Origin of the sequence: Bradyrhizobium sp. CCBAU 65884 (genome assembly GCF_028128835.1) — a bacterium.
Lineage (GTDB): Bacteria > Pseudomonadota > Alphaproteobacteria > Rhizobiales > Xanthobacteraceae > Bradyrhizobium > Bradyrhizobium ottawaense.
Map to the genome: position 1 here is coordinate 38,867 of NZ_LBJU01000113.1, position 25,675 is coordinate 64,541.

The 25,675-nt window shown below is 64.7% G+C and carries 20 protein-coding genes and 2 pseudogenes; 12 read left to right on the top strand and 10 right to left on the bottom strand.

The genetic code is table 11. The features are described from left to right. Positions 1–124 precede the first annotated feature (124 nt). The 3 genes from XI03_RS15955 to hpaR all read right to left on the bottom strand — a co-directional run bounded on the left by XI03_RS15955 (position 125) and on the right by hpaR (position 3,466). Positions 125–1,648 (bottom strand): UxaA family hydrolase, encoded by a 1,524-nt coding sequence (locus XI03_RS15955; protein ID WP_028143240.1) that lies wholly within the window; start codon positions 1,646–1,648, stop codon positions 125–127. A gap of 147 nt (positions 1,649–1,795) precedes the next feature. Beyond that, the gene (locus XI03_RS15960; RefSeq protein ID WP_008549964.1) at positions 1,796–2,572 is read right to left on the bottom strand and encodes an HpcH/HpaI aldolase family protein; all 777 of its coding nucleotides are present in this window, start codon (positions 2,570–2,572) and stop codon (positions 1,796–1,798) included. Between the two features lie 363 nt (positions 2,573–2,935). Continuing rightward, a complete protein-coding gene (gene hpaR, locus XI03_RS15965) occupies positions 2,936–3,466 on the bottom strand; it encodes a homoprotocatechuate degradation operon regulator HpaR (protein WP_271592633.1) in 531 nt (176 codons plus the stop codon). Positions 3,467–3,577: 111 nt separating this feature from the next. Between hpaR and hpaH the strand changes: the two genes are divergently transcribed. The 6 genes from hpaH (at position 3,578) to XI03_RS15995 (ending at position 10,145) form a co-directional block, all read left to right on the top strand. Then, entirely contained in the window at positions 3,578–4,384 is an 807-nt protein-coding gene (gene hpaH / locus XI03_RS15970) for a 2-oxo-hept-4-ene-1,7-dioate hydratase (RefSeq protein WP_095424902.1), read from the top strand. A gap of 30 nt (positions 4,385–4,414) precedes the next feature. Then, the gene (locus XI03_RS15975; RefSeq protein WP_038971576.1) at positions 4,415–4,813 is read left to right on the top strand and encodes a 5-carboxymethyl-2-hydroxymuconate Delta-isomerase; all 399 of its coding nucleotides are present in this window, start codon (positions 4,415–4,417) and stop codon (positions 4,811–4,813) included. Further along, positions 4,806–6,344 (top strand): 5-carboxymethyl-2-hydroxymuconate semialdehyde dehydrogenase, encoded by a 1,539-nt coding sequence (gene hpaE, locus XI03_RS15980; protein WP_271592634.1) that lies wholly within the window; start codon positions 4,806–4,808, stop codon positions 6,342–6,344. The genes XI03_RS15975 and hpaE overlap by 8 nt, the downstream gene beginning before the upstream one ends. Positions 6,345–6,464: 120 nt before the next feature. Then, positions 6,465–7,448 (top strand): 3,4-dihydroxyphenylacetate 2,3-dioxygenase, encoded by a 984-nt coding sequence (hpaD, locus tag XI03_RS15985; RefSeq protein WP_271592635.1) that lies wholly within the window; start codon positions 6,465–6,467, stop codon positions 7,446–7,448. 174 nt (positions 7,449–7,622) lie between these two features. After that, positions 7,623–8,492, top strand: a complete 870-nt coding sequence (locus XI03_RS15990; protein ID WP_271592636.1) for a fumarylacetoacetate hydrolase family protein — start codon at positions 7,623–7,625, stop codon at positions 8,490–8,492. Between the two features lie 24 nt (positions 8,493–8,516). Then, on the top strand, positions 8,517–10,145 hold the full coding sequence (locus XI03_RS15995; protein WP_271592637.1) for a thiamine pyrophosphate-dependent enzyme: 1,629 nt from the start codon (positions 8,517–8,519) through the stop codon (positions 10,143–10,145). Positions 10,146–10,253: 108 nt separating this feature from the next. On the opposite strand, the gene alkB is transcribed toward XI03_RS15995, so the two are convergent. Both alkB and XI03_RS16005 read right to left on the bottom strand, forming a co-directional pair. After that, positions 10,254–10,907: a DNA oxidative demethylase AlkB gene (alkB, locus tag XI03_RS16000; protein WP_271592686.1), complete on the bottom strand. Its 654-nt coding sequence runs from the start codon at positions 10,905–10,907 to the stop codon at positions 10,254–10,256. Between the two features lie 8 nt (positions 10,908–10,915). Next, complete coding sequence (locus XI03_RS16005) at positions 10,916–11,662, bottom strand: 2OG-Fe(II) oxygenase (RefSeq protein ID WP_271592638.1); 747 nt, start codon at positions 11,660–11,662, stop codon at positions 10,916–10,918. A 125-nt stretch (positions 11,663–11,787) separates the two neighbouring features. Between XI03_RS16005 and XI03_RS16010 the strand changes: the two genes are divergently transcribed. Next, complete coding sequence (locus XI03_RS16010; RefSeq protein WP_271592639.1) at positions 11,788–12,669, top strand: transglycosylase domain-containing protein; 882 nt, start codon at positions 11,788–11,790, stop codon at positions 12,667–12,669. A gap of 9 nt (positions 12,670–12,678) precedes the next feature. Here XI03_RS16010 and XI03_RS16015 read toward each other — a convergent pair whose 3' ends face one another. Then, on the bottom strand, positions 12,679–13,365 hold the full coding sequence (locus tag XI03_RS16015) for a DUF2848 domain-containing protein (RefSeq protein ID WP_271592640.1): 687 nt from the start codon (positions 13,363–13,365) through the stop codon (positions 12,679–12,681). Next, on the bottom strand, positions 13,358–14,707 hold the full coding sequence (locus XI03_RS16020) for an amidase (protein WP_271592641.1): 1,350 nt from the start codon (positions 14,705–14,707) through the stop codon (positions 13,358–13,360). The genes XI03_RS16015 and XI03_RS16020 overlap by 8 nt, the downstream gene beginning before the upstream one ends. A 193-nt stretch (positions 14,708–14,900) precedes the next feature. Between XI03_RS16020 and XI03_RS16025 the strand changes: the two genes are divergently transcribed. From XI03_RS16025 to XI03_RS16040, 4 genes and pseudogenes are all read left to right on the top strand, one after another. Next, entirely contained in the window at positions 14,901–15,314 is a 414-nt protein-coding gene (locus XI03_RS16025; protein ID WP_027568974.1) for a Zn-ribbon domain-containing OB-fold protein, read from the top strand. A 3-nt stretch (positions 15,315–15,317) separates the two neighbouring features. Next, positions 15,318–16,457 (top strand): thiolase C-terminal domain-containing protein, encoded by a 1,140-nt coding sequence (locus XI03_RS16030; RefSeq protein WP_271592642.1) that lies wholly within the window; start codon positions 15,318–15,320, stop codon positions 16,455–16,457. Between the two features lie 180 nt (positions 16,458–16,637). Then, complete coding sequence (locus XI03_RS16035) at positions 16,638–17,552, top strand: SDR family oxidoreductase (RefSeq protein ID WP_038947755.1); 915 nt, start codon at positions 16,638–16,640, stop codon at positions 17,550–17,552. Positions 17,553–17,668: 116 nt separating this feature from the next. Further along, a pseudogene (locus XI03_RS16040) lies at positions 17,669–18,782 on the top strand (SMP-30/gluconolactonase/LRE family protein). Between the two features lie 135 nt (positions 18,783–18,917). Here XI03_RS16040 and ppc read toward each other — a convergent pair. The 3 genes and pseudogenes from ppc to XI03_RS16055 all read right to left on the bottom strand — a co-directional run. Then, the gene (ppc, locus tag XI03_RS16045) at positions 18,918–21,710 is read right to left on the bottom strand and encodes a phosphoenolpyruvate carboxylase (protein WP_038947754.1); all 2,793 of its coding nucleotides are present in this window, start codon (positions 21,708–21,710) and stop codon (positions 18,918–18,920) included. 1,066 nt (positions 21,711–22,776) lie between these two features. Continuing rightward, on the bottom strand, positions 22,777–23,868 hold the full coding sequence (locus XI03_RS16050) for a phosphatase PAP2 family protein (protein ID WP_271592643.1): 1,092 nt from the start codon (positions 23,866–23,868) through the stop codon (positions 22,777–22,779). A 310-nt stretch (positions 23,869–24,178) separates the two neighbouring features. Further along, positions 24,179–24,349: pseudogene (locus tag XI03_RS16055) on the bottom strand (YccF domain-containing protein); the annotation flags it as partial. Positions 24,350–24,694: 345 nt separating this feature from the next. On the opposite strand from XI03_RS16055, the gene XI03_RS16060 reads away from it, so the two are divergent. Then, complete coding sequence (locus XI03_RS16060) at positions 24,695–25,612, top strand: NADP-dependent oxidoreductase (protein ID WP_038971586.1); 918 nt, start codon at positions 24,695–24,697, stop codon at positions 25,610–25,612. The last annotated feature ends 63 nt before the right edge of the window (positions 25,613–25,675 follow it).

Consider the following 25,675-nt stretch of genomic DNA (forward strand, 5'->3'; position numbering starts at 1 on the left):
AACCTCGCCTCCGTATCATTACGTAGCGAACGATCGGTGCAATTCGCGCAACCACACGCGCTACCCATCGGCCGCGCGTATCCCCCAATGACACGCAATTGCATGTGTGCTGCGCGAAGCGCGGCTACATCGTCGCGCCGAGCACCCAGGGCGCGAACTCGGCACCGCCGAAATCAAAGCTCTCGCTCTTGGTCGGCTGTCCCGAGGCCGTCTTGAGGATGAGATCGAAGATGCGCTGGCCGCATTGCTCGACGCTCTCCTCGCCTTCGAGGATGGTGCCGCAATTGACGTCCATGTCCTCTTCCATGCGCTTGTACATGGGCGTGTTGGTGGCGAGCTTGATCGAGGGCGCCGGCTTGCAGCCGAACACGCTGCCGCGGCCCGTGGTGAAGCAGACGAGATTGGCACCGCCGGCGACCTGCCCGGTTGCAGCGACAGGGTCGTAGCCGGGCGTGTCCATGAAGACGAAACCCTTCTTGGTGATGGGCTCGGCGTAACGCAGCACCTCGACGAGGTTGGTGGTGCCGGCCTTCGCCATCGCACCAAGCGATTTTTCAAGAATGGTGGTGAGGCCGCCGGCCTTGTTGCCGGGGCTCGGATTGGCGTTCATCTCGGCGCCTTCGCGCTCCGTGTATTCGTCCCACCAGCGCATCAGGTCGACCAGCTTCTCGCCGACCTCGCGGCTGACGGCGCGTCGCGTCAAGAGATGCTCGGCGCCGTAGGTCTCCGGCGTCTCCGACAGGATCACGGTGCCGCCGTGGCGCACGATGAGGTCGCTCGCAGCTCCGAGCGCGGGATTGGCCGATACGCCAGAATAGCCGTCCGAGCCGCCGCATTGCAGGGCCACGGTGAGTTCGCTCGCCGGCACCGTCTCGCGCTTAACCTTGTTGGCGTCAGCCAGCGCTTCGCGCACGAAGGCGATGCCTGCCTCCACGGTCTTGCGGGTACCGCCGACCTCCTGGATGTCCATCGCGCGCAGGCGTCCTGCGAGCTTCTGCTCCTCCATCAGACCACCGATCTGGTTCACCTCGCAGCCGAGGCCGAGCACGATGACGTGGGAGAAATTGACGTGGCGCGCATAGCCGCCGAGCGTGCGGCGGAGCAGCGCCAAGGGCTCGTTCTGCGTCATACCGCAGCCGGTCTTGTGAGTCAGCGCGACCACGCCGTCGACATTGGGGAAATCGGCCAGCGGATTGTCGCCGGTGAAGGGATTCTTCTTGAAGACGTCGGCGACGAGGCTTGCGACATGCGCGCTGCAATTCACCGAGGTGAGGATGCCGATATAGTTGCGCGTGGCGACGCGGCCGTCCGGGCGGCGGATGCCTTCGAAGGTCGCCGGCAGGTCGAAATTCGGCGTCGGCTTGACGTCGGCGCAATAGGCATAGTCTTTTGAAAAGTCGCCCATGCCGATGTTCTGCACGTGCACGTGCTGGCCCGGCGCGATCGGAATGGTCGCAAAGCCGATGATCTGGCCGTAGCGGATGACGGGCTCGCCCACCGCGATCGGCTTGATCGCGACCTTGTGCCCGGAGGGGATGCGCTCGACCGTGGTCACGCCGTCGGCGACGACGGTGCCGGGCGGCAGGCTGGCACGCGCGATCACCACGCCATCATCGGGATGCAGGCGGATGACGGGGCTGATGGTCATGGATATCTCCTGTATCGAAATGATCGTGCCCCGGACGCAGCGCAGCGTGAAACGATGCGCTGCTGATCCGGGGTCTGGTTGTTACGTCATGCGCTTCGTTAGCGACTGGGTCCCGGCTCTGCGCTGCAACGCGTCCGGGACACGAGATCAGGCCTTCCCGCCCGAATCCTTGCGGGTCGCGTTGACCTGCATCTTGGCGTAGGTCGTCATCAGGCCGACCTCGTTCGACAGCGTCACCAGCTTGAAGCCCATGTTGATGGCGCGCGCTGCGCCTTCGGCGCCGCTGCAATGGATGCCCGGGTTGAGGCCGCGCTTGCCGCATTCCTTGATGATCTTCTCGTAGATCGCGAGGATCTCGGGCTCGCTGCGGTCGAGCTTGGGCTCGAGGCCGTAGGAGAAGCCGAGATCGGAGGGTCCGATATAGACGCCGTCGATGCCTTCGACGTCGAGGATCGCTTCCATGTTCTCGACCGCGGTCTTGGTCTCCATCATCGGCAGCAGGATGGTGTCGGCATTCGCGGTCTTCTGATACGAGCCGGCGGTGCCGTACATGCCGGCGCGGATCGGGCCGTTGGAGCGCACGCCCTGCGGCGGATATTTGGAATAGGAGACGAGGTTCCTGGCTTCCTGCGGCGTGTTGACCATCGGGCAGATCACGCCATAGGCGCCGCCGTCGAGCACCTTGCCAATGATGCCGGGCTCGTTCCAGGGCACGCGGACCATCGGGGTCACGGGGTGCTTGTCCATGGCCTGGAAGCACTGCACCATCGACAGATAGTCCTGCACGCCATGCTGCATGTCGACGGTGACGCTGTCGAAGCCGCATTGCGCGATCATCTCGGCCGAGAAGCCGGAGGGTATAGCGAGCCACGCGTTGACCACGGCCTTGCCCGACTTCCAGATTTCCTTGACCTTGTTCGCCACGTTGCCTTCCTTCTTTGTTGTTTGGACCGTGTTATTTGGACCTTCGTCACCATGACGAGCGCCGCGACAGCACGACCCGCTGTTAGCGCGAACCGGAGCGCCGCGCTACGCTCGCAATGACGCAACGCCTATGCGCTCGCGCGCTGGATACTGACTTCGCTGACGCCGACCCCGCTAGCGGCGCTCACTATTGCCGCCCGGGTGTCGCCCGGCAAGGGGACGCCGTTTCGAGGCCGCTCTGTCACGATTTTCCGCCCCGGATCGCCCGGAATCGGCCGCCCCCGATCCCACCGCCAGCGTCGTCCACCTTCGAATCGATGTCAAACCGTCGCCCGACGCCCCCGGTTCCGGCCGTCATGCCGCTCACTCCTCGGCACTGGCCTCCTCGCTTGCGCCAAGCTCTGCAAGACTCTGTTCGAGCGCGCCGAGCATCTCCTGCAATTCGGCGAGCTTGCGTGCACCGAAGCGTCGCGTGATCTCGGCATAGATCGCCTCCGACGTCGGCGCCACCGAGGCCATCAGCTTCACGCCCTCTTTCGAGATCGAGACCATGCTGCGACGCTGGTCCGCCTTGGCGGTCTTGCGTTCGATCAGATTGCGCGCCTCGAGATCGCGCAGGATGCGCGACAGGCTCGGTCCAAGCAGGAACGCCGTGCGCGCGAGTTCCGTGGCCTCGACGGCTTCAATGGCCGCCAGTGCACGCAGGATGCGCCATTGCTGCTCCGTCAAGCCGTGCTCGCGCAGCGAGGGACGAAACTGCCGCATCACCGCTTCGCGGGCCCGCAGCAGCGACATCGGCAGCGAGCGCGAGAAATCGCGCATCGGCACCTGTCTTGCGGTAGGTCCTGCGGCAGGCGCGCTTCCGTTGGCCGGATCAGCCGGTCTCTTCACCATGATGCCCTTTCAAACCGCAAAATGTTTGCAGTGCAGCAAGCCGAAATTGTGTTTGACGCATTCACTTAACATGTTAAGTATCTCCCGGCACCCCAATTTGTAAGATCACAAATGGCGCTTTCCAACGACGATATCCAAGCTTGCGCGAGGCGTCTGCACGAGGCGGAGAAGACCCGCGTGCAGATCCGGCAGCTGTCGCAGGATTTCCCCGGCATCACCATCAACGACGCCTACGCGATTCAGAGGGCCTGGGTCGACGTCAAGATCGCCGAGGGACGCATCGTCAAGGGCCACAAGATCGGCCTGACCTCGAAGGCGATGCAGAGCGCGCTCAATATCGACGAGCCCGATTCCGGCGTGCTGCTCGACGACATGTTCTTCGCCGATGGCGGGATCATTCCGACCGAGCGCTTCATCGCGACACGCGTCGAGGCCGAGCTCGCCTTCGTCATGAGCAAGCGGCTCGCGGGGCCGGGCTGCACGCTATTCGACGTGCTCAACGCCACCGATTTCGTGGTGCCGGCACTTGAAATTCTGGACACCCGCATCGAACGCGTCGATCCCAAGACCAAGGCGACGCGAAAGATCTTCGACACCATCGCCGACAATGCGGCGAATGCCGGCATCGTGCTCGGCGGGCGGCCGATCCGCCCGCTCGACGCAGACCTGCGCTGGATCGGCACGCTCTGCTTTCGAAACGGCCAGCTCGAAGAGACCGGCCTTGCCGCTGGCGTGCTCAATCATCCGGCGACTGCCGTCGCCTGGCTCGCCAACAAGATCGCGCCGCTCGGCCTTGCACTGGAGCCTGGACAGGTCGTGCTGGCCGGCTCCTTCATCCGCCCGATCGAGACCCGCAAGGGCGACACAATTCAAGCCGATTATGGCGCCTACGGCTCGGTCAGCTGCTACTTCGCTTAGACGCATAAAAATACAGGGAGTGAAACCGCGGTGCCGCATTTCACGATTGAATATTCGGCCAATCTCGATGGCCGCCTCGATATCGCGGCGGTGTGCGAGATCGTGCGCAAGGCGGCGGTCGAGACTGGCATCTTCCCGCTCGGCGGCATCCGCGTCCGCGCCATCAGGTGCGAGCACTATGCGATCGCTGACAACAGGCAAGACTATGGCTTTCTCGACATGGTCCTGCGCATCGGCGAAGGCCGCGACCTTCCCACGCGCAAGAAAGCCGGCGAGCACGTCTTCCAGGCACTCTCCCGCCATCTCGATCCCGTCTTCGCCGCCAGCAAGTTCGCTTTGTCGTTCGACATGCAGATCAACGACAAGGACACCAGCTGGAAGCGCAACAACATCCACGACGCCCTGAAAGCGGAAGCCGCCCATGGATAAGCCCAGCCCGAAAGCCGATGTGTTCCAGGCCAACCGCGACCGCGTCGCGCCGCTGCTGAAGAAGCTGCGCACTGAGGGCATCGGTCACATGATCGACGGCAAGACCGTTGCCTCGATATCAGGCGAGACGTTCGAGACGAAGTCACCGGTCGACGGCACGACGCTCGCGGGCGTCGCGCGGGGCACTGCCGAGGACATCGACCGCGCCGCAACGGCCGCGGCGCTCGCCTTCAAGTCCTGGCGCGACATGGGCCCGGCGATGCGGAAGAAGCTGCTGCATCGCGTGGCCGACGCGATCGAGGACAATGCCGAGGACATCGCGGTGCTCGAATGCATCGACACCGGGCAGGCCTATCGCTTCATGGCCAAGGCCGCGATCCGCGCCGCCGAGAATTTCCGCTTCTTCGCCGACAAATGCGCTGAGGCGCGCGACGGCCTCAACACGCCGAGCGACGAGCACTGGAACGTCTCCACCCGCGTGCCGATCGGCCCGGTCGGCGTGATCACGCCGTGGAACACGCCGTTCATGCTCTCGACCTGGAAGATCGCCCCTGCCCTCGCTGCCGGCTGCACCGTCGTGCACAAGCCGGCCGAGTGGTCGCCGGTCACTGCCGACATCTTGTCGAGGCTCGTCAAGGAGGCCGGCGTTCCCGACGGCGTGCTCAACACCGTCCACGGCTTCGGCGAAGAGGCTGGCAAGGCGCTGACCGAGCATCCCGCGATCAAGGCGATCGGCTTCGTCGGCGAGAGCGCGACCGGCTCGGCGATCATGGTGCAGGGTGCGCCGACGCTGAAGCGCGTGCATTTCGAGCTCGGCGGCAAGAACCCCGTGATCGTGTTCGACGACGCCGATCTCGACCGCGCGCTCGATGCCGTCGTGTTCATGATCTACTCGCTCAACGGCGAACGCTGCACGTCATCGAGCCGTCTCCTGGTTCAGGCCGGCATTGCGGACAAGTTCACGGAGAAGCTCACCGCGCGCGTGAAGGCGCTGAAGGTCGGCCATCCGCTCGATCCCTTGACCGAGATCGGACCGCTGATCCACGAACGCCATCTGGCAAAGGTGTGCTCCTATTTCGACGTCGCGCGCCAGGATGGCGCTGTGATCGCCGTCGGCGGCAAGGCCCATGACGGCCCGGGCGGCGGACATTATGTCGAGCCCACCCTGGTCACCGGCGCGCACGGCAAGATGCGGGTGGCGCAGGAGGAGGTGTTCGGCCCGTTCCTCACCGTGCTTCCCTTCAAGGACGAAGCTGAAGCCATCGCGATCGCCAACGACATCCGCTACGGCCTGACCGGCTATGTCTGGACCAACGATGTCGGCCGCGCACTTCGCGTCGCCGACGCGCTGGAGGCCGGCATGATCTGGCTGAACTCGGAAAATGTCCGCCATCTGCCGACGCCGTTCGGCGGCATGAAGGCCTCCGGCATCGGCCGCGACGGCGGCGACTACTCGTTCGATTTCTACATGGAAACCAAGCACGTCTCGCTGGCGCGGGGCACGCACAAGATTCAGAAACTGGGAATTTGAGTCATTCCGGGGCGTGCGAAGCACGAGCCCGGAATCCATAACCACAAGCCGGGGTTATGGATCCCGGGACTGGCCCTACCGGCCATCCCGGGATGACAAGCCGAAAGAGGGGAAACGCAAATGCCCGTACCGCAACACATCTTCGAGCCGCCGTTCAACATCATCCGCTCCAGCCACGTCGTGCTCGACGTGACCGATTTGAAGCTGAGCCGCGAGTTCTACGAGACTATTGTCGGTCTGCATGTTGAGGACGCCGACGACAAGGTCGTGTACCTGCGCGCCGCCGAGGAGCATCAGCATCACTCGCTGGTGCTGCGCAAGGCGGCGGTGCCCGCCTGCGCCCGGCTCGGCTTCAAGGTCGGCAACGACGGAGATCTCGACAAGGCCGCCGCGTTCCTGTCCGAGAACGGCCTTTCTTACGCTTTCGTCGATCAGCCCTTCCAGGGACGGACCCTGCAGTTCACCGATCCCTTCGGCTTCCAGATCGAGCTCTATGCGTCGATGGATCGCCGGCCGCATCTGCTGCGCCGCTATGATCTCTACAGGGGCTGCCACCCGCAACGGCTCGATCATTTCAACGTCTTCGCCGCCGAGGTGCAGGACACCGTGGAGTTCTACGCCCGGCTCGGCTTCCGCCTCACCGAATACGCCGAGGAGGATGGCCCGAACGGCCGCATCGCCGCGGCCTGGATGCATCGCAAGGGCAATGTCCACGACTTCGCGATCACCAACGGCAAAGGTCCTCGCCTGCACCATTTCGCCTACTGGACGCCGACGGCGATGAACATCATCCATCTCTGCGACGTCATGGCGTCCCAAGGGTTCGTCAAGAACATCGAGCGCGGCCCCGGGCGCCACGGCATCTCGAACGCATTCTTCCTCTATGTCCGCGATCCCGACGGACACCGGCTCGAGCTCTACACCAGCGACTATTTCACGGGGGATCACGACCACGAGCCGCTGCGCTGGTCGCTGCGCGATCCCCGCCGCCAGACGCTGTGGGGCGCCCCCGCGCCGCGCTCCTGGTTCGAGCAGGGCTCGCCGTTTAGCGGGCAGGCCGTGCGGGAGCCGAAGTTTGTCGCGGACGTGCTGGTTGCGGACTGATGCCCATGACCAGCCGAGCTTCTCTTCCTGTCGTCCCTGCGAACGCAGGGACCCATAACCACAGGGAGGAGTTTTGCGAAATTGGGTCGTTCGGGATCGTCACCGTGCGCTATCGATGGATCACGCGGTTTGGGTCCCTGCGTTCGCAGGGACGACAAGAGAGATAGACTGCCTATGAAACTCCCTCGCCTCGCTACCTATTCCGTCAAGGGCGATGCCCGTTATGGGGCCGTCCTCGAGAGCGGCATCGTCGACCTCTCCACACGTTACGCAAAACACTATCCGACGCTGCGCGAGGTGATCGCGGCCGGAAAGCTCGCGAGCCTCGCCGAGGAAGCCGCCAGCCGCGCGCCGGACCACGCGCTCGATGACATCACCTGGCTGCCGCCGGTGCCCGCGCCGGAAAAGATCATCTGCATCGGCGTCAACTATCCCGACCGCAACGCCGAGTACAGGGATGGCCAGGACGCACCGAAATATCCGAGCATGTTCATGCGCTCGCCGCGCTCCTTCGTCGGCCACGACACGCCGCTGGTGCGCCCGCGTGCGTCCGCGCAGCTCGATTATGAGGGCGAGATCGTGCTGGTGATCGGCAAGCAAGGGCGGCACATTCCGGAAAGCAGCGCGCTCGATCACATCGCCGCGCTGACGCTGTGCAACGAAGGCTCGGTGCGCGACTGGCTGCGCCATGCCAAGTTCAACGTGACGCAGGGCAAGAACTTTGATTCCAGCGGCAGCCTCGGCCCATGGCTCGTGCCCTACCTGCAGGAATCGCAGATCGCCGATGTCAGGCTCACCACGCATGTCAACGGCGAGCTCAGGCAGGACGACCGTACCAGCCGGCTGATGTTCTCCTTCCGCTACCTCATCAACTATATCTCCACCTTCGCAACCCTCGTCCCCGGCGATATCATCGTCACGGGCACGCCGACCGGCGCCGGTGCCCGATTCGATCCGCCGCGTTACCTGAAGCCGGGCGATGTCATCGAGGTCGCGGCCGAAGGCATCGGCAGCTTGCGAAATGGCGTCGTCGACGAGGCCTGATCAACGAACGAATGGAATGATGCAATGACCACCCTCACCGGCGGCGAAGCGATCGTAAGCGGCCTGGTCGCCCATGGCGTCGACACCGTGTTCGGTCTACCCGGTGCGCAGGTCTACGGCCTGTTCGACGCCTTCCATCAGGCCCAGCTCAAGGTGATCGGCGCGCGGCACGAACAGGCCTGCGGCTACATGGCGTTCGGCTACGCGCGCTCCAGCGGCAGGCCCGGCGTGTTCAGCGTGGTGCCCGGCCCAGGCGTGCTCAATGCCAGCGCCGCGCTGCTCACCGCGTTCGGCTGCAACGAGCCGGTGCTGTGCGTCACCGGCCAGGTGCCGACGCAATTTCTGGGCAAGGGCCGCGGCCATCTGCACGAGATGCCGGACCAGCTTGCGACCTTGCGCACCTATGTGAAATGGGCCGACCGGATCGAATATCCCGGCAATGCACCGACGGTCGTCGCGCGCGCCTTCCAGGAGATGATGTCGGGACGGCGTGGCCCGGCCTCGGTTGAGATGCCCTGGGACGTCTTCACCCAGCGCGCGGACACCGCCGCGGCGCAGGTGCTGGAGCCGCTGCCCGCCCCGCAGCCTGATCCCGATCTCGTGAAGCAGGCGGCCGCGCTGATCAAGGCCAGCAAGGCGCCGATGATTTTCGTCGGCAGCGGCGCGATCGAGGCCGGCGAGGAGATACTCGAGCTCGCTGAGATGATCGATGCACCCGTCGTCGCCTTCCGCAGCGGCCGCGGCATCGTCTCCAACGCGCATGAGCTCGGCCTCACCATGGCCGCAGCCTACAAGCTGTGGCCGACAACCGACCTGATGATCGCAATCGGCACGCGCGCCGAGCTGCCGGCATCCGGCTTCCGCTGGCCCTATCAACCGAGCGGACTGAAATCCATTCGGATCGACATCGATCCGGTCGAGATGCGCCGGCTCGCCGCCGATGTCGCGATTGTCGCCGACGCCAGCGACGGGACCGCCGATCTCGCTGCAGCCGTGAAGAGGGCCGGCTATGCGAGGAGCCATGGCCGGCGCGGAGGGATCCGCGAGGCCACCGCGGCCGCGCAAGCGGAGATCCAGCGCATCCAGCCGCAGATGGCGTATCTCAACATCCTGCGCGAGGTGCTGCCGGCGAACGCGATCGTCACGGATGAATTGTCGCAGTTCGGCTTCGCGTCCTGGTACGGCTTTCCGGTCTATGAGCCCCGCACCTTCATCACCTCGGGCTACCAGGGCACGCTCGGGTCGGGCTTCCCGACTGCGCTCGGGGCTAAGGTCGCCAATCCCGACAAGCCGGTGGTGGCCATCACCGGCGATGGCGGCTTCATGTTCGGCGTGCAGGAGCTTGCCACCGCCGTGCAATTCAACATCGGCGTGGTGACGCTGGTGTTCAACAACAACGCCTACGGCAATGTCCGCCGCGACCAGCGCGAACGTTTCGACGGCCGCGTGGTGGCGTCCGACCTCGTCAATCCCGATTTCGTCAAGCTCGCGGAGTCCTTTGGCGTTGCCGCTGCGCGCGTCACAGCGCCCGATCAGTTCAAGGCGGCGATGGAAAAGGCGCTCAGCCATGGCGGGCCGTATCTGATCTCGGTCGAGGTGACGCGAGATTCAGAGGTTAGTCCGTGGGCGTTCATTCACCCGCCGAAGCCGTAATTGCTGTCATTCCGGGATGCGCCGTAAGGCGCAGGCCCGGAATCCATACTCCCGATCGTTGTTATGGATTTCCGGGCTCGCGCTACGCGCGCCCCGGAATGACGAAGACTACCGCGTCCTGCGAAACGTCAGATTGATCCGCTTCCGCCCGAGCAGCGCATGCTCGCCCTCCGCGAGCGGCGCAACGCCGTGATAGGCGAGCCGGCTGGCTCCGCCCCAGACCACGACGTCGCCATGCACCAGGCGGAAGCGGCGCGGCTTGTCGCTGCGGACGAGGCCACCGAACAGGAAGGTCGCGGGCAATCCGAGCGAGACCGAGACGATCGGCGCCGAATAATCCAGCTCGTCCTTGTCCTGATGCAGCGACAGCCGCGTGCCGGGCTCGTAGCGGTTGACGAGGCAGGCATCGGGCGCGAAGTCTTGAAAGCCGCCCTGCTCCGCGGCGTGGCGCGCAAGATCGCGGAGCACCGGCGGCATTTCGGGCCATGGCGCGCCGGTGCGCGGATCGATGGGATCGTAGCGATAGCCGGTGTGGTCGGTGATCCAGCCACGCTCGCCGCAATTGGTCATCGCCACCGACATCAGATGGCCGCCGGGCGTGGTCATCCGGCGGAATGGCGATTGTGCCACGATGGCGCGCACGGCGGCGATCAGCTCGCTTTCGATCGGCTTGACGAAGCCGCGCAGCAGCACGGCGCCGTCGGCGATCTCTTCGCGCGAGGGCTGCGCTTCGGCAACGCTATCGAACAAATCAGCCGTCAACGCTCCGCTCATTTGGCATCGTGAAAAATTACACCCAGTGTGTGGCGCTGGCCTGACCTGATGCGGCTGACGCCATGGCGCAGATTAACGCGGTAAGTGCCGCGTGTCCCCTGCACCGGGCGGTGATGCACAGCGAAGGCGACCGCATCACCCTGCGCCAGTGGCACGACCTCGGCGCGGGACTGCATGCGCGGCCGTTGCTCGGTCAGCACGAATTCGCCGCCGGTGAAGTCGCGGCCCGGCTCGGAGAGCAGGATGGCGACCTGGAGCGGGAACACGTGCTCGCCATAGAGGTCCTGATGCAGGCAGTTGTAATCGCCCGCCTCATATTGCAGCAGCAGCGGCGTCGGCCGCGCCTGCCCCGCCTCGTGGCAGCGCTTGAGGAACGCGGCATGCGCTGCGGGATAGCGGATGTCGATCCCCATCGCCTCGTTCCAGCGATTGGCGACGCCTTGCAGATGCGCATAGAGCGCCGGGCGCAATTGCGCGATCAGATCGGGCAGCGGATAGGAGAAATATTTGTACTCGCCGCGGCCGAAGCCGTGACGGCCCATGACGATGCGGCTGCGGAAGTGCGTGTCGTCTGGATATAGCGCGGCGATGGCGCCGCATTGCCCGGGCGTGAGCAGGCCCTTCAGGACGGCGCAGCCCTGGGTGTCTAGCTCGGAGGTAATTTGGGGCCAGCCCAGGGCATCAACGTGGGCAGCGAGGTCGGTCGCCTCATCGACAGCGGGGGCACGTTTCGCAATTGCCATAGCGGTCATCCTGTCCACTTTTGTCATTCCGGGGCGCGACGCAGTCGCGAGCCCGGAATCCATTCATCCACCAACCTTGCGGCTCGATGGATTCCGGGCTCGCGCCCAAATGGGCGCGCCCCGGAATGACGGCAGTGGGTGTGGCAGATCATGGCTCGAACAACCACCCGATTTCCGCGAGACCGCGCCGCCCCAATTCCGTCTGGTTCCACCGCGAGGTTGTACTCACTCCGTCCCGCTCCTTCAGCCTGCACGCGATGCGCAAATTCTTCGTCGTTGCTGCCAAGACCGCGTTGGTCCTGCTCTCGCTCGGTGTCGCGGGCCTGCTGGCCATCTTCGCCTGGCTGGTCTGGCACTACGGTTACAGCTTCGGACTTCCGACCGAAGCCCAACTCGCAGCGGTTTCGCCGACTGGCCCGGCGTGCAGGACCGATCCCGGGCGCACCACCATTCCCCTCGCCGATATCCCGCCCCTGATCCGAAACGCTGTGATCGCTTATGAGCAACCTGACTTCTACGAAGCCTGGTCGTTGAATCCAATCGTCGAGATCGCGTTGGGTCTGGGCACCGACCGCGGCCCGAGACCGGTCGGCATCACCCAATCTGTCGCGCACTGTCTGAAATTGCTCAGCCCTGGGAACGACCGGCAGATCGATCCGATCGCCACGATCTACTTCATGCAGCGCGTCACCCGCAGCCTGTCCCGGGACAGGATCCTCGAGATCTATCTCAATGAGAGCTATCTGGGTCGCGGTGCATACGGCGTGGCGGCCGCGGCGGAGGTCTACTTTGGCAAGGCGCTCGCGGACCTCGATATCGGCGAAATCGCGCTCCTCATGACACGTGCACGACGGCCGTATCCTAGTCGAACGTTCGATACGGACTCGCGAAACCACGCCATCGATCGGATGCACGCGGCCGGATTGATCAGCGAGACCCAGGCAGCAGCGGCCAAGGGCCGGCCGCTGCCTCTCCCGGGCGCACAAGCCAGGCCGATCAACCAATGACGGCGCCGATCAGCCCCTCACCGGCAACGTCACCACATCATACCCATGCCTGATCGTCCGCTTCAGCACGGGATCTTCCAGCTCGAAGTCGAACCGCTCCGCCGGGCGGATGCCGCCCTTGGCTGCAAACGTGCCGCCGAACATGGCGCAACCGTCGGGGAATTTCCCTCCTTCGAAGCCGCGCGCGATCAAATCCTTGACCGGCAGCATCGCATCGAGCGTGCCCTCCTGGTAGAGCACGCGCTCGCCCTTGATGGTGGCGTAGGAGCGCAGGATCATCTTGTCCCAATGACCGATGACGTCCTCCAGCTCCCACAGCGTCAAGGCGATCGGCTTGTCGCACATCTGCTTGGACACCGTGACGTTGTAGGCCTCGACCTTGCGGTCGGTGTGGTCGGAGCCGCAGCCGACGAAGATGCGGCCCTGCCAGCCGATCAGCACGAACTCGACCTCGCCGGAGGAATCCCCGCCAGTGCATTCGATGCTGTCTTCCTGGGTCAGCCGCCGCGCCGAGGCGCGGTAGTAGATCGGCGTCGAGGCCGGCGGGGCGATGCCCATCTCCTGCAGCTCCTTGATGTGCTTGTCGCGCGCGACGGGATCGCGGCCGGTCCAACCGGCGATGACCATCTGGTCGATCGCCAGCGTCAGCGGCGTGGTGGTGTCCTGGGCATCGACGGTGAAAGTGAGGTCAAACACGAATGACGGCCTCCATGCCGGCAGCAAGTTCAAAGATACGATGGTCCGTTCCGCCCGCGCCCGCCAGCATCAGGCCGACCGGGACGTCGCCCTGGCGATGCGCCGGCAGCGAGATGGCGCAGCCGTCGATCATGTTGATCAGGGTGCAGTTGCGCAGCGCGCGCAGGTTTTCTCTGGTGAATGCCTTGTCGTCGGCGAGGTCGGCGATCTTCGGCGGCGTGTTGGGCGTGGTCGGCAGCACCAGCGCATCATAGGGCGCGATGCGCGCGTTGACGCGGGCGATCAGCGAGCGGCGCTCGTTGAGGAGATCGATGTAATCGGCCGCGCTCTGCGCCTCGCCGCGCATGATCCGCACGGAGACGCGGGGATCATAGACATCGCCCTTGGAGGTGATGAGATAGCGGTGCCAGGCGTAGCTCTCGGACGCGGCAAAGCCGCCCTTGGCGTTCATCGGGCCGATGTCGTGGAACTCCGCCATCTCGATGCGCTCGATGATGGCGCCATGATCGGAAAGCGTCTTCAGGGCGCGTTCGAACGTCTCGGCGACTTCAGCATCGAGGTCGTCGAGCGCGATTGTGGTCGGCACCGCCAGTCGCATGCCCTGGATCGGACGCGGCTTCAGCGGGGCGATCGGCTCGTTCGCGAGCACGGCGTCGAGTATGGCACAGCAACTGACTGATCGTGCCAGCGGCCCGATGCTGTCGAGCGAGAACGACAGCGGCACGGAGCCATCGAGCGGCACGCGCCGCTGCGTCGGCTTGTAGCCGACGATGCCGTTATAGGCCGCCGGAATCCGGCACGAGCCGCCGGTGTCGGTGCCGAGCGCGCCGTGGGCCATGCCATCGAGCACGGACACCGCCGCGCCGGCGGAGGAGCCGCCCGGCACATGGCCTTGGGCCCGGTTCCAGGCGCCCTTCGGCGTGCCGTAGTGCGGATTGATGCCGATGCCGGAATAGGCGAACTCGGTCATGTTGGTGCGCCCGATCACGACGAAGCCGGCCCTGCGCAGCCGCGCCACTGTCGCCGCATCCTGCTCGGCCGGCGGCGAATCGTCGAGCGCGCGGGAGCCGGCGCGTGTCACCTGGCCCTTGATGTCGAACAGATCCTTGATCGAGATCGGGATGCCGGCATAGCGCGATGGCGCCGCCTTGGCCTTGCGCAAGCCGTCCATCGCATCCGCCGCCGCGAGCGCGGCGTCCTTGTCGACGTGGAGGAAGGTGCGCTGCCCCTCCCCGGCGGGATCGGCGATCCTGGCGATGCACGCCTCGACCAGCTTGCGGGCGGTGGTGCGGCCGCTTTCGAGGTCTTCGGCGAGCTTCGCCAGCGTCGGAAATTCGGGCATGTCTGTCTCACGGAATATTGTCGCGCGCAATCTATAGCGCTGCCTCAGTTCGACACAAGCATTGTGCGCATGATGGCATGCATGCGTATTGCTGGACCGTTGACGCACCATGGTCGATTGTCGCATCAAGCTTGAAACGGGCGGGCGTGAGGCCTGCCTTATCAAGATTTGCTTTCTGGGAGGGCGTTCCGACATGGCCGAACCGCAGCGCGCGCGACCGAAACCGACGCCGGAAACCCAGCATTTCTGGGACGGCACCAAAGCGGGCGAATTGCGCCTGCAACGCTGCGACGCCTGCGCGCATGTCTACTTCCCGCCGCGCCCGTTCTGCCCGTCCTGCGCCTCGCGCAAGGTCAGCATCTTCAAGGCGAGCGGCAAGGGCTTCCTCTACAGCTACGTGATCAATCACCGTCCCGCTGCGCCCGGCTTCACGCCGCCTTACGCGATCGCCGTGGTGGAGCTTGCCGAGGGGCCGCGGATGATGAGCAACATCATCGACTGTCCGCAGACGCCCGAGGCGCTCGAGCTCGACATGAAGCTCGAGGTCGCCTTCGAGGCGCTCGACGACAAGATCACCCTCCCCGTGTTTCGTCCGGCGAAGGGGTAAGCCATGCGCAAGAATCAGGTTGCCGTCGTCGGCGCGGCCGAGACCACCGAGCTTGGCGTCATCCCGAACGCCTCGCAGCTCCAGCTGCACGCGGATGCGGCGCTCAACGCGATCGCCGATGCCGGACTGAAGCTCTCCGACATCGACGGCTTTGCCACCGCGGTCGAGACGCCGCAGCAGGTCTGCCACTATCTCGGCATCAAGCCGACCTGGGTCGATGGCACCTCGGTCGGCGGCTGCTCGTTCATGCTGCACGTCCGCCATGCCGCGGCGGCGATCGAGGCGGGCTTGTGCAAGACCGTGCTGATCACCCATGCCGAGAGCGGCAAGTCGATGATCGGCAAGGCGCCGCGCTCGATCCCGGCGGACAGTCTGCAGGGCCAGTTCGAGGCGCCCTTCGGGGTCTACGGTCCGCCCAGCATGTTCCCGATTCCTGTGCTGCGGTTCATGAAGACCTACGGCATCACGCACGAGCAGCTCGCCTCCGTGGCGGTGGTGCAGCGGGAATGGGCGGCGAAGAATCCGCGCGCGATGATGAAGGACCCGATCACGGTCGCCGACGTGCTCAATTCGCGCATGATCGCCTATCCGTTCCGCCTGCTGCAGTGCTGCCTCGTCACCGACGGCGGCGGCGCGCTGATCCTGACCTCGGCCGACCGCGCCAGGGATTTTCCGCGCAAGCCCGTCTACATCATGGGCACCGGCGAGAGCGTGGAAACGCCGATGGTCAGCCAGATGGAGACCTTCAACTCCTCGCGCGCGTTCAGGACCGCGGGCCCCCTCGCGTTCAAGGAGGCCGGCATCGGCCACGGGGACGTCGACCATCTCATGATCTACGATGCCTTCGCGCATCTGCCGCTGTTCGGCCTCGGCGATCTCGGATTCATGCCGCATGAGGAGACAGGCAAGTTCATCGCGGACGGCAATACGCGCCCGGGCGGCAAGCTGCCGCTCAACACCAATGGCGGCGGATTGAGCTATATGCATTCGGGCATGTACGGCATGTACGCGCTGCAGGAGAGCGTGCGGCAGATGCGCGGCATCGCGCCGGCACAGGTGCCGAATGCGAGGATTTCGGTGTGCCATGGCGTCGGCGGCATGTTCGCGGCGAGTGGCACGATCGTGTTTACGAACGAGAGGTAAGCGGCTGTCATTCCGGGGCGTCGCGTCAGCGACGAGCTATGATGCGCAATGCGCATCTGAGAATCCATTACCACGATCGGGAGTATGGATTCTCAGATGCGCAATTGCGCATCATAGCTCGCGCCAAGGGGCGCGCCCCGGAATGACGGCGGAAATTGGAACGGCAGCGGAGAACCCCCCATGAGCAAATCACTGCAAGACAAGGTCATCATCGTCACCGGCGCAGGCCGCGGCATCGGGCGCGAGATCGCGCTGCTCTGTGCGGCGGAGGGCGCCAAGGTCGTGGTCAACGATCCCGGCGGAGCCTCGGACGGCGCCGGCTCGAACGCTGCGCCTGCCGAGGAGGTGGTCGAGGAGATCAAGAAGCGCGGCGGCACGGCCGTCGCCAATTTCGAAAGCGTCGCGGAAGCCATCCCCGCCAGCAAGATCGTGAAGACCGCGACCGATCATTTCGGCCGGCTCGACGGCGTCGTCAACAATGCCGGCATTTTGCGCGACATGATCTTCCACAAGATGAGCGTGGAGGCGTTCGAGGCCGTCATCAAGGTGCATCTGATGGGCTCGTTCTATGTCAGCCACGCCGCGGCGCGGATCTTCCGCGAGCAGGAGTCGGGCTCCTTCGTGCACTTCACCTCGACCTCCGGCCTGATCGGCAATTTCGGCCAGGCCAACTACGCCGCCGCCAAGCTTGGCATCGTCGGGCTGTCCAAATCCATCGCGCTGGACATGGGCCGCTTCAATGTTCGTTCGAACTGCGTCTCGCCGTTCGCCTGGACGCGCATGATCGGCACCATCCCGACCGAGACTGAAGCGGAGAAGGCGCGGGTCGAAAAGATCAAGCAGATGGGGCCGGAGAAGATCGCGCCGCTCTGCGGCTATCTGATCTCCGATTCCGCCAAGGACGTCACCGGCCAGATCTTTGGCGTGCGCATGAACGAGATCTTCCTGTTCAGCCAGAACCGTCCGATCCGCTCGGTGCAGCGGAGCGAAGGCTGGACGCCGCAATCGATCGCGGAACACGGCATGCCGGCGCTGAAGGGCTCGTTCTACAAGCTCGACCGTTCCGCCGACATCTTCACCTGGGATCCCGTCTAGCCGCATTTCCGGCATTCCTGCCCTGCGATCTCCGGTTGTCTTGTCCGGAGATCGCCCCGGTTTACGCCTGATTGCGGGCGAATGGTCGCCTCCCAACGAAACTTTGGGAGGAAACCATGACAAGAATTCTGACCAACTCCGACGACACGACTGCAGGCGGCGGTCTCGGCCGCCGCGCGCTGCTGCAGGGTGCAGCGACACTCGCCGCATCGACCCTGCTCGCCTCCAATGCCGACGCCCGCGACTTCGGCGCCAATGCCGAGCCGCAGCGCTATCCCGACCCCGACATCATCGCCATCGATCCCAAGCGCTTCAAGGCCAAGGTCGGCAACACCGCAATCAAGCGGCTCTACACCGGCTGCCTCTGGGCGGAAGGGCCGGCGTGGAATGCGCAGGGACAATATCTGGTCTGGAGCGATATCCCGGCCAACCGGCAGCTGCGCTATCTCGACGATGACGGCCATATCTCCGAGCAGTTCCATAAGCCGTCCAACGAGGCCAACGGCAATTCGTTCGACACCGAGGGCCGCCAGCTCAGCGCCGAGCGCACCCGCCTCGTCCGCTACGAGCATGACGGCTCGGTGACAGCGCTGGCCGAGCAGGCCGGTGGCAAGCCGCTCAACGGCCCGAACGACATGGTGGTGCATCCCAACGACAAGGCGATCTGGTTCACCGATCCCGGCTATGGCGCGATCAGCATCTACGAGGGCAAGCTGGCCAATACCGGCTCGCTGCAGCCGCACCAGAAGGAAGCCGTCTATCGCCTGGACACCCAGACCGGACAGGTGGCGAAGGTCGCGGACGAGCCGTTCAAGCCGAACGGCATCGCCTTCAGCCACGATTACAAGAAGCTCTATGTCTGCGACACCGGCATCACGCACTACCCTGAAGCCAAGAAACGTGGTGTGGGCCTACGACATCGACGGGGCCAAGCTGTCGAACCCGAAGAAGCTGATCGACATGACGCTCGACGGCAAGTCGGGCTTCCCTGACGGCTTGCGCGTCGACACCGAGGGCAACATCTGGGTCGGCGCCGGCTGGGTCGGTCCCGGCTATGACGGCGTGCAGGTGTTCGCGCCGACCGACGGCGCGCGCATCGGGCAGATCCTGCTGCCCGAGACCTGCGCCAATGTCTGCTTCGGCGGCAAGAAGCGCAACCGCCTGTTCATGACCGCAAGCCAGTCGCTCTATGCGGTCTATGTGGAGACGCAAGGCGCGCATTTCTGTTGAGTGCCCCACTCTCTCCGCGTCATGGCCGGGCTTGACCCGGCCATCCACGCCTTACCGCGCGATGCCAAGAACGTGGATGCCCGGGACAAGCCCGGGCATGACGGCTGAGTATCGGGCAGCAACGTGGCCCGGTAGCTACCCCGTATTCCTCAGCCCCGCCGAAATCCCGTTGATCGTCAGTTGAATCCCGCGCAGCACCTGCTCGTCGGGGTTCTGCGCGCGATGCTCCTTCAAGAGCTCGACCTGCACGTGGTTGAGCGGGTCGAGATAGGGAAAGCGGTGGCGCACCGAGCGCTCCAGCAGCGGATTGCCCTGCAGCAGCCGGTCCTGCCCCATGATGTCCAGGAGCGTCTCGATGCAGGAATGCCATTCGCGGCGAATGCGGCCGAATATTTTTTCGCGCAAGGCTTCGTCGGGCACCAGCTCGGCATAGCGCGAGGCGATCGCGATCGAGCTTTTGGCGAGCACCATGTCCATGTTCGAGAGCAGCATGCGGAAGAACGGCCATTCCCTGTAGAGTTCCTTCAGGAACGGCATGCCCTTGTCGGGATGTTCAGTGATCCACTGCTCGACCGCGCTGCCAAAGCCGTACCAGCCCGGCAGCATCAGGCGGCATTGCGCCCATGAGAACACCCAGGGGATGGCGCGAAGATCCTCGATCGCACGGGTCTTCTTGCGCGAGGCCGGACGGCTGCCGATGTTCAGCGTCGCGATCTCGTTGATGACGGTCGAGGACCAGAAATAATCGACGAAGCCGTCGGTCTCGTAGACGAGGCCGCGATAGGCTTTGAAGGCGAGGTTCGACAATTCGTCCATCGCGGTCAGATATTCGCGGCGCGGCGCGCTCTGGCGCGGATGCAAAAGACTTGCTTCAAGCGTCGCCGCCGCGAGGATTTCCAGATTGTTGCGGCCGACTTCGGCGTTGGAATATTTCGACGAGATGATCTCGCCCTGCTCGGTGATGCGGATCTGGCCGTTCACGGCGCCGCCGGGCTGCGCGATGATGGCGTCGTAGCTCGGACCGCCGCCGCGGCCGACCGAGCCGCCGCGGCCGTGGAACAGGCGCAGTCGCACGTGATGCCGCTCGAACACTTCGACGAGGTTGATCTCGGCCTTGTAGAGCTCCCAACCCGAGGTGACGAAGCCGCCGTCCTTGTTGCTGTCGGAATAGCCGAGCATGACCTCCTGCACGCTGCCGCGGCTGTCGACGAGGCGGCGGTAATCGTGCAGCGACAGCATGCGGTCCATGATGCCGCTGGAGGCCTGCAAATCCTCGATGGTCTCGAACAGCGGCACGATGTTGATGGCGCTGCGACCGGAGGGATGGACCAGGCCGACCTCCTTCAGGAGCACCGCGACCTCGAGCATGTCGGACATGCCCTTGCACATCGAGATGATGCATTGGGGAATGGCGTCCGAGCCGAACATCGCATGCGCTTCCGCGGCGGCATGGAACACGTTGAGCTCGCCCATGGTCTCGTCGCTGTACTTGACGAAGGGCGAGACCAGCGCGCGCGTCGAGCGCAGCTCGTTGGTCAGCAGCGAGATGCGCGCCTCCTCGCCGAGCGCGAGATAGGACATGCCGGGATTGGCGGCGTCCATCAGCTCGGCGATGGTGCGTTCGTGCACCGCCGAGTTCTGGCGGATGTCGAGCCGGGCGAGATGGAAGCCGAAGCAGTCCACCGCGCGCCGCAGCAGCCGCAGCCGGCCGCGGGCGATGACGCGGGCATTGTTGGAGATCAGCGAGCGGTGCAGCACGTCGAGATCGGCCTGCAGCTCCTTCACGCTCGCATATGGCGCGCCCTTGCCGACCGGCCGCCGCGTGATCTCGACAGCGAGCTTTTCGGCCGTCGCGGTCAGGCGCGCATAGATGCCGGAGACTGCCAGACGATAAGGCTCGCCGCTCCGGTGCGGCGAGGTATCCGGCGAGCGTTCCGCCAGGTTGCGCAGCTCTTCGGAGACGTCGGCAAGATGCGCCGCGATCGACAATTCCGAGCCGAGCACGTGCAGCTCTTCCAGATAGAACTGCATCACCCGGCTCGACTGCAGCCGCAGCGTGCCGCGCATGACGTCGGCGGTGACGAAGGGATTGCCGTCGCGGTCGCCGCCGATCCAGCTGCCCATGCGCAGGAACGAGGCGAGCTCGGAAGCCGCCTGCTCGCCGCCCTCCTCCAGCCGGTCCTCGAGGGCGTTGACCAGCCGCGGCACCTCGCGCAGGAAGGTGTAATCGTAGAACGACAGGCCGTTGGCGACCTCATCGAGCACGGTGAGCTTGGTGCGGCGGAGCAGATTGGTCTGCCACAGCGTCAGCACCTCGCGGCGCAGCTGCTCGTCGCTGGCATCGGCCTCCTCCGCGGTCAGCGCCACGCGCTCACGGCGATCGAGCAGGCCGGCGACCTCCATCTCGCGGTCCATGGTGCTCTTGCGGCGGACTTCGGTCGGATGCGCGGTCAGAACCGGGCTGACCAGCGCGGACTTGAAGAAGCTGCGGAGCTGATCGGGCTTGATGCCGGCGTCCCTGGCATGGGCGAGCGTTTCCGCCAGCACGCCGGAGCTCTTGCCTGCGCTGCGAGCCCGCATCTGGCGGATGTTGTTCTGGTCCTCGGCGATGTTGGCGAGGTGGGAGAAGTAGCTGAAGGCGCGGACGATCCGCACCGTCTCCGAGGTCGACATGCTGTCGAGGATCTGCTCGAGCTCGCGGCGGGCGAGCCGGTCCTCGTCGCGGTGGAAGCGGATCGAGGTCTGGCGGATGCGCTCGACCAGGTCGAACAATTCGGCGCCCTCCTGATCGCGCACGGTGTCGCCGAGGATGCGCCCGAGCAGGCGGATGTCGTCCCGCAGCCGCGCGTCGGCCTCCTGCGCCTGGACGTCCTCAGGGCGGTTGGGGCGATGCTCGGCGCTGTCGGATGGTATGGTCTGGAGGGACATGGCTCGCTCCTCTTCGAGAGCTCCTTGCGGCTCCTCAGTCCGGTGGAGTGTGCGATATTTTTCTACCGCAGTGCAAGACGAAGTTGGGGGCATTGCACACTGCCGGCCAAACTCGTGTCCCGGACGCGCTGCAACGCCTTAAGCGTTGCTGCGCAGAGCCGGGACCCAGAAAGCCGCACCGTCCCTGCCGCCTTCTGGGCCCCGGCTCTGCAGCGCACCACGCCGCGAAGGCGCGACGCGCTGCGCTGCGTCCGGGGCACGAGAGCTCTCTTCAACTGATAAAACACGCCTTCGCCTTCTCGCGGCGTATTCCGCCCGAGCTTTGCTGTCCGTTTCGCCCTCATCGAGAACAAAGGGCGCAGGGAAGGCCGGGCGCCGGCTGGCACCCAGGGTCCGCACGCGACAAGACGCACGCGGGGTGACCACAGGTGACGCCGGGACATCCCGGCCTTCCCTGCGCAATGGTTTTACGGCTTATGGCGCGCTCTCCCCGGGGAGCGATGCACTATTGCCCCCGTCGCCTTGCGGATCACTGATGCGCGCGCCCGGTCGGGCCGCTTCACCACCGCAAGCCTTGACGCACAGACCCCGGGCGTCAGGACCACACGCTTTTGCCGTCCGCGGACGTCCCTCCCCGGACAGTCGGAAGCTCGCGCGTGCTCGCTTCCAACGCCGTAAAGAAACGCTGTGACCGCGCCGTGTCGTGCCGCGGATCGCGATGGCTCACGGGCCTCGCCCGCCCTGCCACCCCGTCACGCGCCGGCGCTGCCGCGTCCATCGCATCCCGGCCTACGTATCGTGACGATCGCGAAACGCCCCTTCGACGGGCGGGAATGGAATGCGGTTTAGCCGAAACGGAAAATTCGGTCAATCAGAATATTTTACAACCCCGTCCCTTGACCTGCATGTAGCGTGTTTTGCCCGTCGGGCAACGCGAGGGATTGGGGGCGGAGGGCCGCAACTGCCTGGACGCCGAGCTGCGGCTCGATAGGGGTTGAGCTCTGGCACTGCAAGCGGAAATGAAGACGACAGCCGCGCAGGTCTCCCTGGGGCCAGCAGCACACGTTCATGGGCGTATCGCATGCCGGGACATATTCCGCCGGAACGGCCGCACGAACATTGCGGCGAAGGCAAGAGCGACCAGCCGACCCGGTGTCGCCGAGCTCGGCTGCGTCGAGACCGCCAGCGGACTTGCAGCCACGACCGCCGTCAGGCCTTTCGACGCCTGGATCGTCAGCGCAGCCACCGACACGCCCGCGATCACATCCACGAAGTAATGCCCTCCGACCAGCGGGGTCGCGACGAGCATTCCCCCATTCAGCACCAGCAGGGCGGGACGCAGCCACCAAATGCTCCATAAGCTCCAGATGCTGAGAAGCGCCGTGGCAGCGTGAAAGCTCGGGAAAGTGAGGATGCCGCCGAGCTTCACGATGTTGAGAGCTCGCAACGTGCCATCGCGCAGCATAGGTATGTCGCTCGCCTGTCCTCCATATCCGTTCGCCTTGAACAGCTCGGTGTCGGAGGGCAGTCCGAACTCGAAATAGGTGCCGATCGCCGGAAGCAGGGAGGAGACGACAATCACCACGCACAACGCCAATGTCGACGCCATCACGAACTGCTGCAGACGGATATATTGACCCATCAACCCCAGTACGACCGGAACGCAGAAGGCCGGCACGAGGATCATTGCGTAGAAGAACTTGGCGTACAGCAGCAATTCCGGATGGGCCATCGCAAAATGGAAATATCCAGGCCAGTCCAGGCCGAGCAATCGGTCAAGCTCGGCAAATCTGGCGTCCTGCAGCGGCATCGCGGCGCCCAAGCCGATATACGACAGCGGCGCCGCACAGATCGCGACAAAACCCATCTGCGCAAATGCGAGCATGGTGAACGCCGGCCGCTCGCCCCAGCCCCACCGCATGAGCCACAACCCGGCAACCGCCAGCGCCGGCGCTGTGACGACCTCCGTCGTCATCAAGCCTTCCAGCGTGAAGGTTGTTACGGCAAGCCCGACGCAGAGCGCCAGCGCCCATCCAACCACGAGGCTCCAGTTAACCAGTTGCAACCTGTTCGCGATCCGTCGTTCCGTGTGACCGACCAAGCGCAGCTGTTCCTTGACAACACAATTTGCTCTCGCAAAAGGCGGCGCACTGAACATTCCAATTCCCATGCCGGCCCACGTGCAATTTCGGGCAATGCTCCCAGAAGTTTAGCGCCCACACCGTCCGGTTGCATCTCGTGACTGACGCCATCGTTATTATTGGTAAAAATTTTGTTTCCAAGCGTTGCTGGCAGCGTTCCGATAATGGGAATCGGCCTGGCGCAGGACGAGGCGCGGTCTCGGCGCTAGGGTCAAACGGAGTTGAGATACTGTTGAGGTGTCTGCTCAGGGGTCATCAGCCGACGACTCCGCAAGCTATGCCGGCTTCCCCTCTACGCGCGGAGGCGGACATTGACGGATCCCCACCTCACGCCGGCACGATCACCTTGCCGATCGGCCACAGCGCGATGCCGGCGAGTTTCAAATGGGCCCAGGCGAAGGGGAGGCCGATGATGGTGATCGCGAGCGCCAGTGCGGTCAATAAGTGGCCGAGCGCCAGCCGCCAGCCGGCGAGCACGAACCAGATGTTGCCGATCAGCGCGTAGGATGGGTGGAGCCCTTGCGAAACCCATCATGCCTCGTCAACGGTCGGGTTGATGGGTTTCGCTCTCGCTCTACCATCCTACGAGGCTCAATCTGTTCGCCGTCTCAATGGCCCTTGGTACAGCCGAATTTTGCAATCTTGGTACTGGTTTCATGACCAAGCGTAACGCATCTAACTGCTAGCGCCACGACCGAAGCGATCCCGATCGGCAGTTTCAGTGGGAGCCCCGGTCAATAGATCGCGGACACTTCCACACTGTCTGGCAGTTTGTGGATAGCCGTCGCGCTCACGCTGACTGCAATCGTTGCATCAGGAGACAATGACTGAGGAGATGATCCAATGAAGGCGATCGTTGTAACGGAACAGGCCGCGGGAACGGCGGGGATGAAGCTGGTGGACCGGCCCGAGCCGCAGGCTGCGATAAACGACGTCGTGGTTCAGGTTCATGCGTCGGGATTTGTCCCGACTGAGCTGACGTGGCCTTCGACCTGGACTGATCGCCTCGATCGCGACCGAACACCGTCGATCCCTGGACACGAGCTGGCCGGAGTGGTCACTGCTCTTGGCTATGGAACGACAGGGCTGGTGTTAGGACAGCGGGTGTTCGGCCTGGCGGACTGGTATCGCGACGGCACGCTGGCCGAGTATGTGGCAATCGAGGCGCGCAATCTTGCGCCGCTGCCGGGCGACGTCGACTTCACAGTGGGGGCGAGCCTGCCGATCTCGGGGCTGACCGCATGGCAAGGGCTGTTCCAGCATGGCCGTCTCAAATCGGGGCAGAGCATCCTGGCACACGGCGCGGCCGGCGCAGTCGGGTCGATGGTGACGCAACTCGCACGAGAGGCCGGCGCCTACGTCATCGGCACCGGACGCGCCGCCGACCGTCAGACGGTGCTCGACTTCGGCGCAAACGAGTTCGTCGACCTCGACAAGGACTCGCTGCAAGACGTCGGCAAGGTCGATCTGGTGTTCGATGTCATCGGCGGTGACATACAGAAGCGGTCGGTAGAACGCATTCGAGCCGGAGGAACACTGGTGACCATCGTCGGGCCGGCCGAGGCGCGGCCCTCCGATGGATTGGCGGTCGACTTCGTCGTCGAGTCGGATCGCGCCCAACTCAGTGAGATCGTCCAGCGGGTGCGGGATGGACGACTGCGGACGAACATCGGCAAGGTCTCGACCTTCGACGATGCGGTCGCCGCCTTAAATCCGACCGGGCGACGCAAGGGAAATACGATCATTCGCGTTCGTCCCTGAGGGAGCATGCTCATTGATGTCCGCAGCGCGTAGGATGGGGTGCACTTGCGAAACCCATCCTAC

Coding starts and splice junctions, on each gene's coding strand:
- XI03_RS16025 (WP_027568974.1), top strand. CDS start 14,901: ATGGCCGAACCGCAGCGCGCGCGACCGAAACCGACGCCGGAAACCCAG.
- XI03_RS16035 (WP_038947755.1), top strand. CDS start 16,638: ATGAGCAAATCACTGCAAGACAAGGTCATCATCGTCACCGGCGCAGGC.
- XI03_RS16060 (WP_038971586.1), top strand. CDS start 24,695: ATGAAGGCGATCGTTGTAACGGAACAGGCCGCGGGAACGGCGGGGATG.
- hpaE (WP_271592634.1), top strand. CDS start 4,806: ATGGATAAGCCCAGCCCGAAAGCCGATGTGTTCCAGGCCAACCGCGAC.
- hpaR (WP_271592633.1), bottom strand. CDS start 3,466: ATGGTGAAGAGACCGGCTGATCCGGCCAACGGAAGCGCGCCTGCCGCA.
- XI03_RS15990 (WP_271592636.1), top strand. CDS start 7,623: ATGAAACTCCCTCGCCTCGCTACCTATTCCGTCAAGGGCGATGCCCGT.
- hpaH (WP_095424902.1), top strand. CDS start 3,578: ATGGCGCTTTCCAACGACGATATCCAAGCTTGCGCGAGGCGTCTGCAC.
- XI03_RS16005 (WP_271592638.1), bottom strand. CDS start 11,662: ATGGCAATTGCGAAACGTGCCCCCGCTGTCGATGAGGCGACCGACCTC.
- XI03_RS16010 (WP_271592639.1), top strand. CDS start 11,788: ATGACGGCAGTGGGTGTGGCAGATCATGGCTCGAACAACCACCCGATT.
- XI03_RS16020 (WP_271592641.1), bottom strand. CDS start 14,707: ATGCCCGAATTTCCGACGCTGGCGAAGCTCGCCGAAGACCTCGAAAGC.
- XI03_RS15955 (WP_028143240.1), bottom strand. CDS start 1,648: ATGACCATCAGCCCCGTCATCCGCCTGCATCCCGATGATGGCGTGGTG.
- hpaD (WP_271592635.1), top strand. CDS start 6,465: ATGCCCGTACCGCAACACATCTTCGAGCCGCCGTTCAACATCATCCGC.
- ppc (WP_038947754.1), bottom strand. CDS start 21,710: ATGTCCCTCCAGACCATACCATCCGACAGCGCCGAGCATCGCCCCAAC.
- XI03_RS15995 (WP_271592637.1), top strand. CDS start 8,517: ATGACCACCCTCACCGGCGGCGAAGCGATCGTAAGCGGCCTGGTCGCC.
- XI03_RS16050 (WP_271592643.1), bottom strand. CDS start 23,868: ATGTTCAGTGCGCCGCCTTTTGCGAGAGCAAATTGTGTTGTCAAGGAA.
- XI03_RS16030 (WP_271592642.1), top strand. CDS start 15,318: ATGCGCAAGAATCAGGTTGCCGTCGTCGGCGCGGCCGAGACCACCGAG.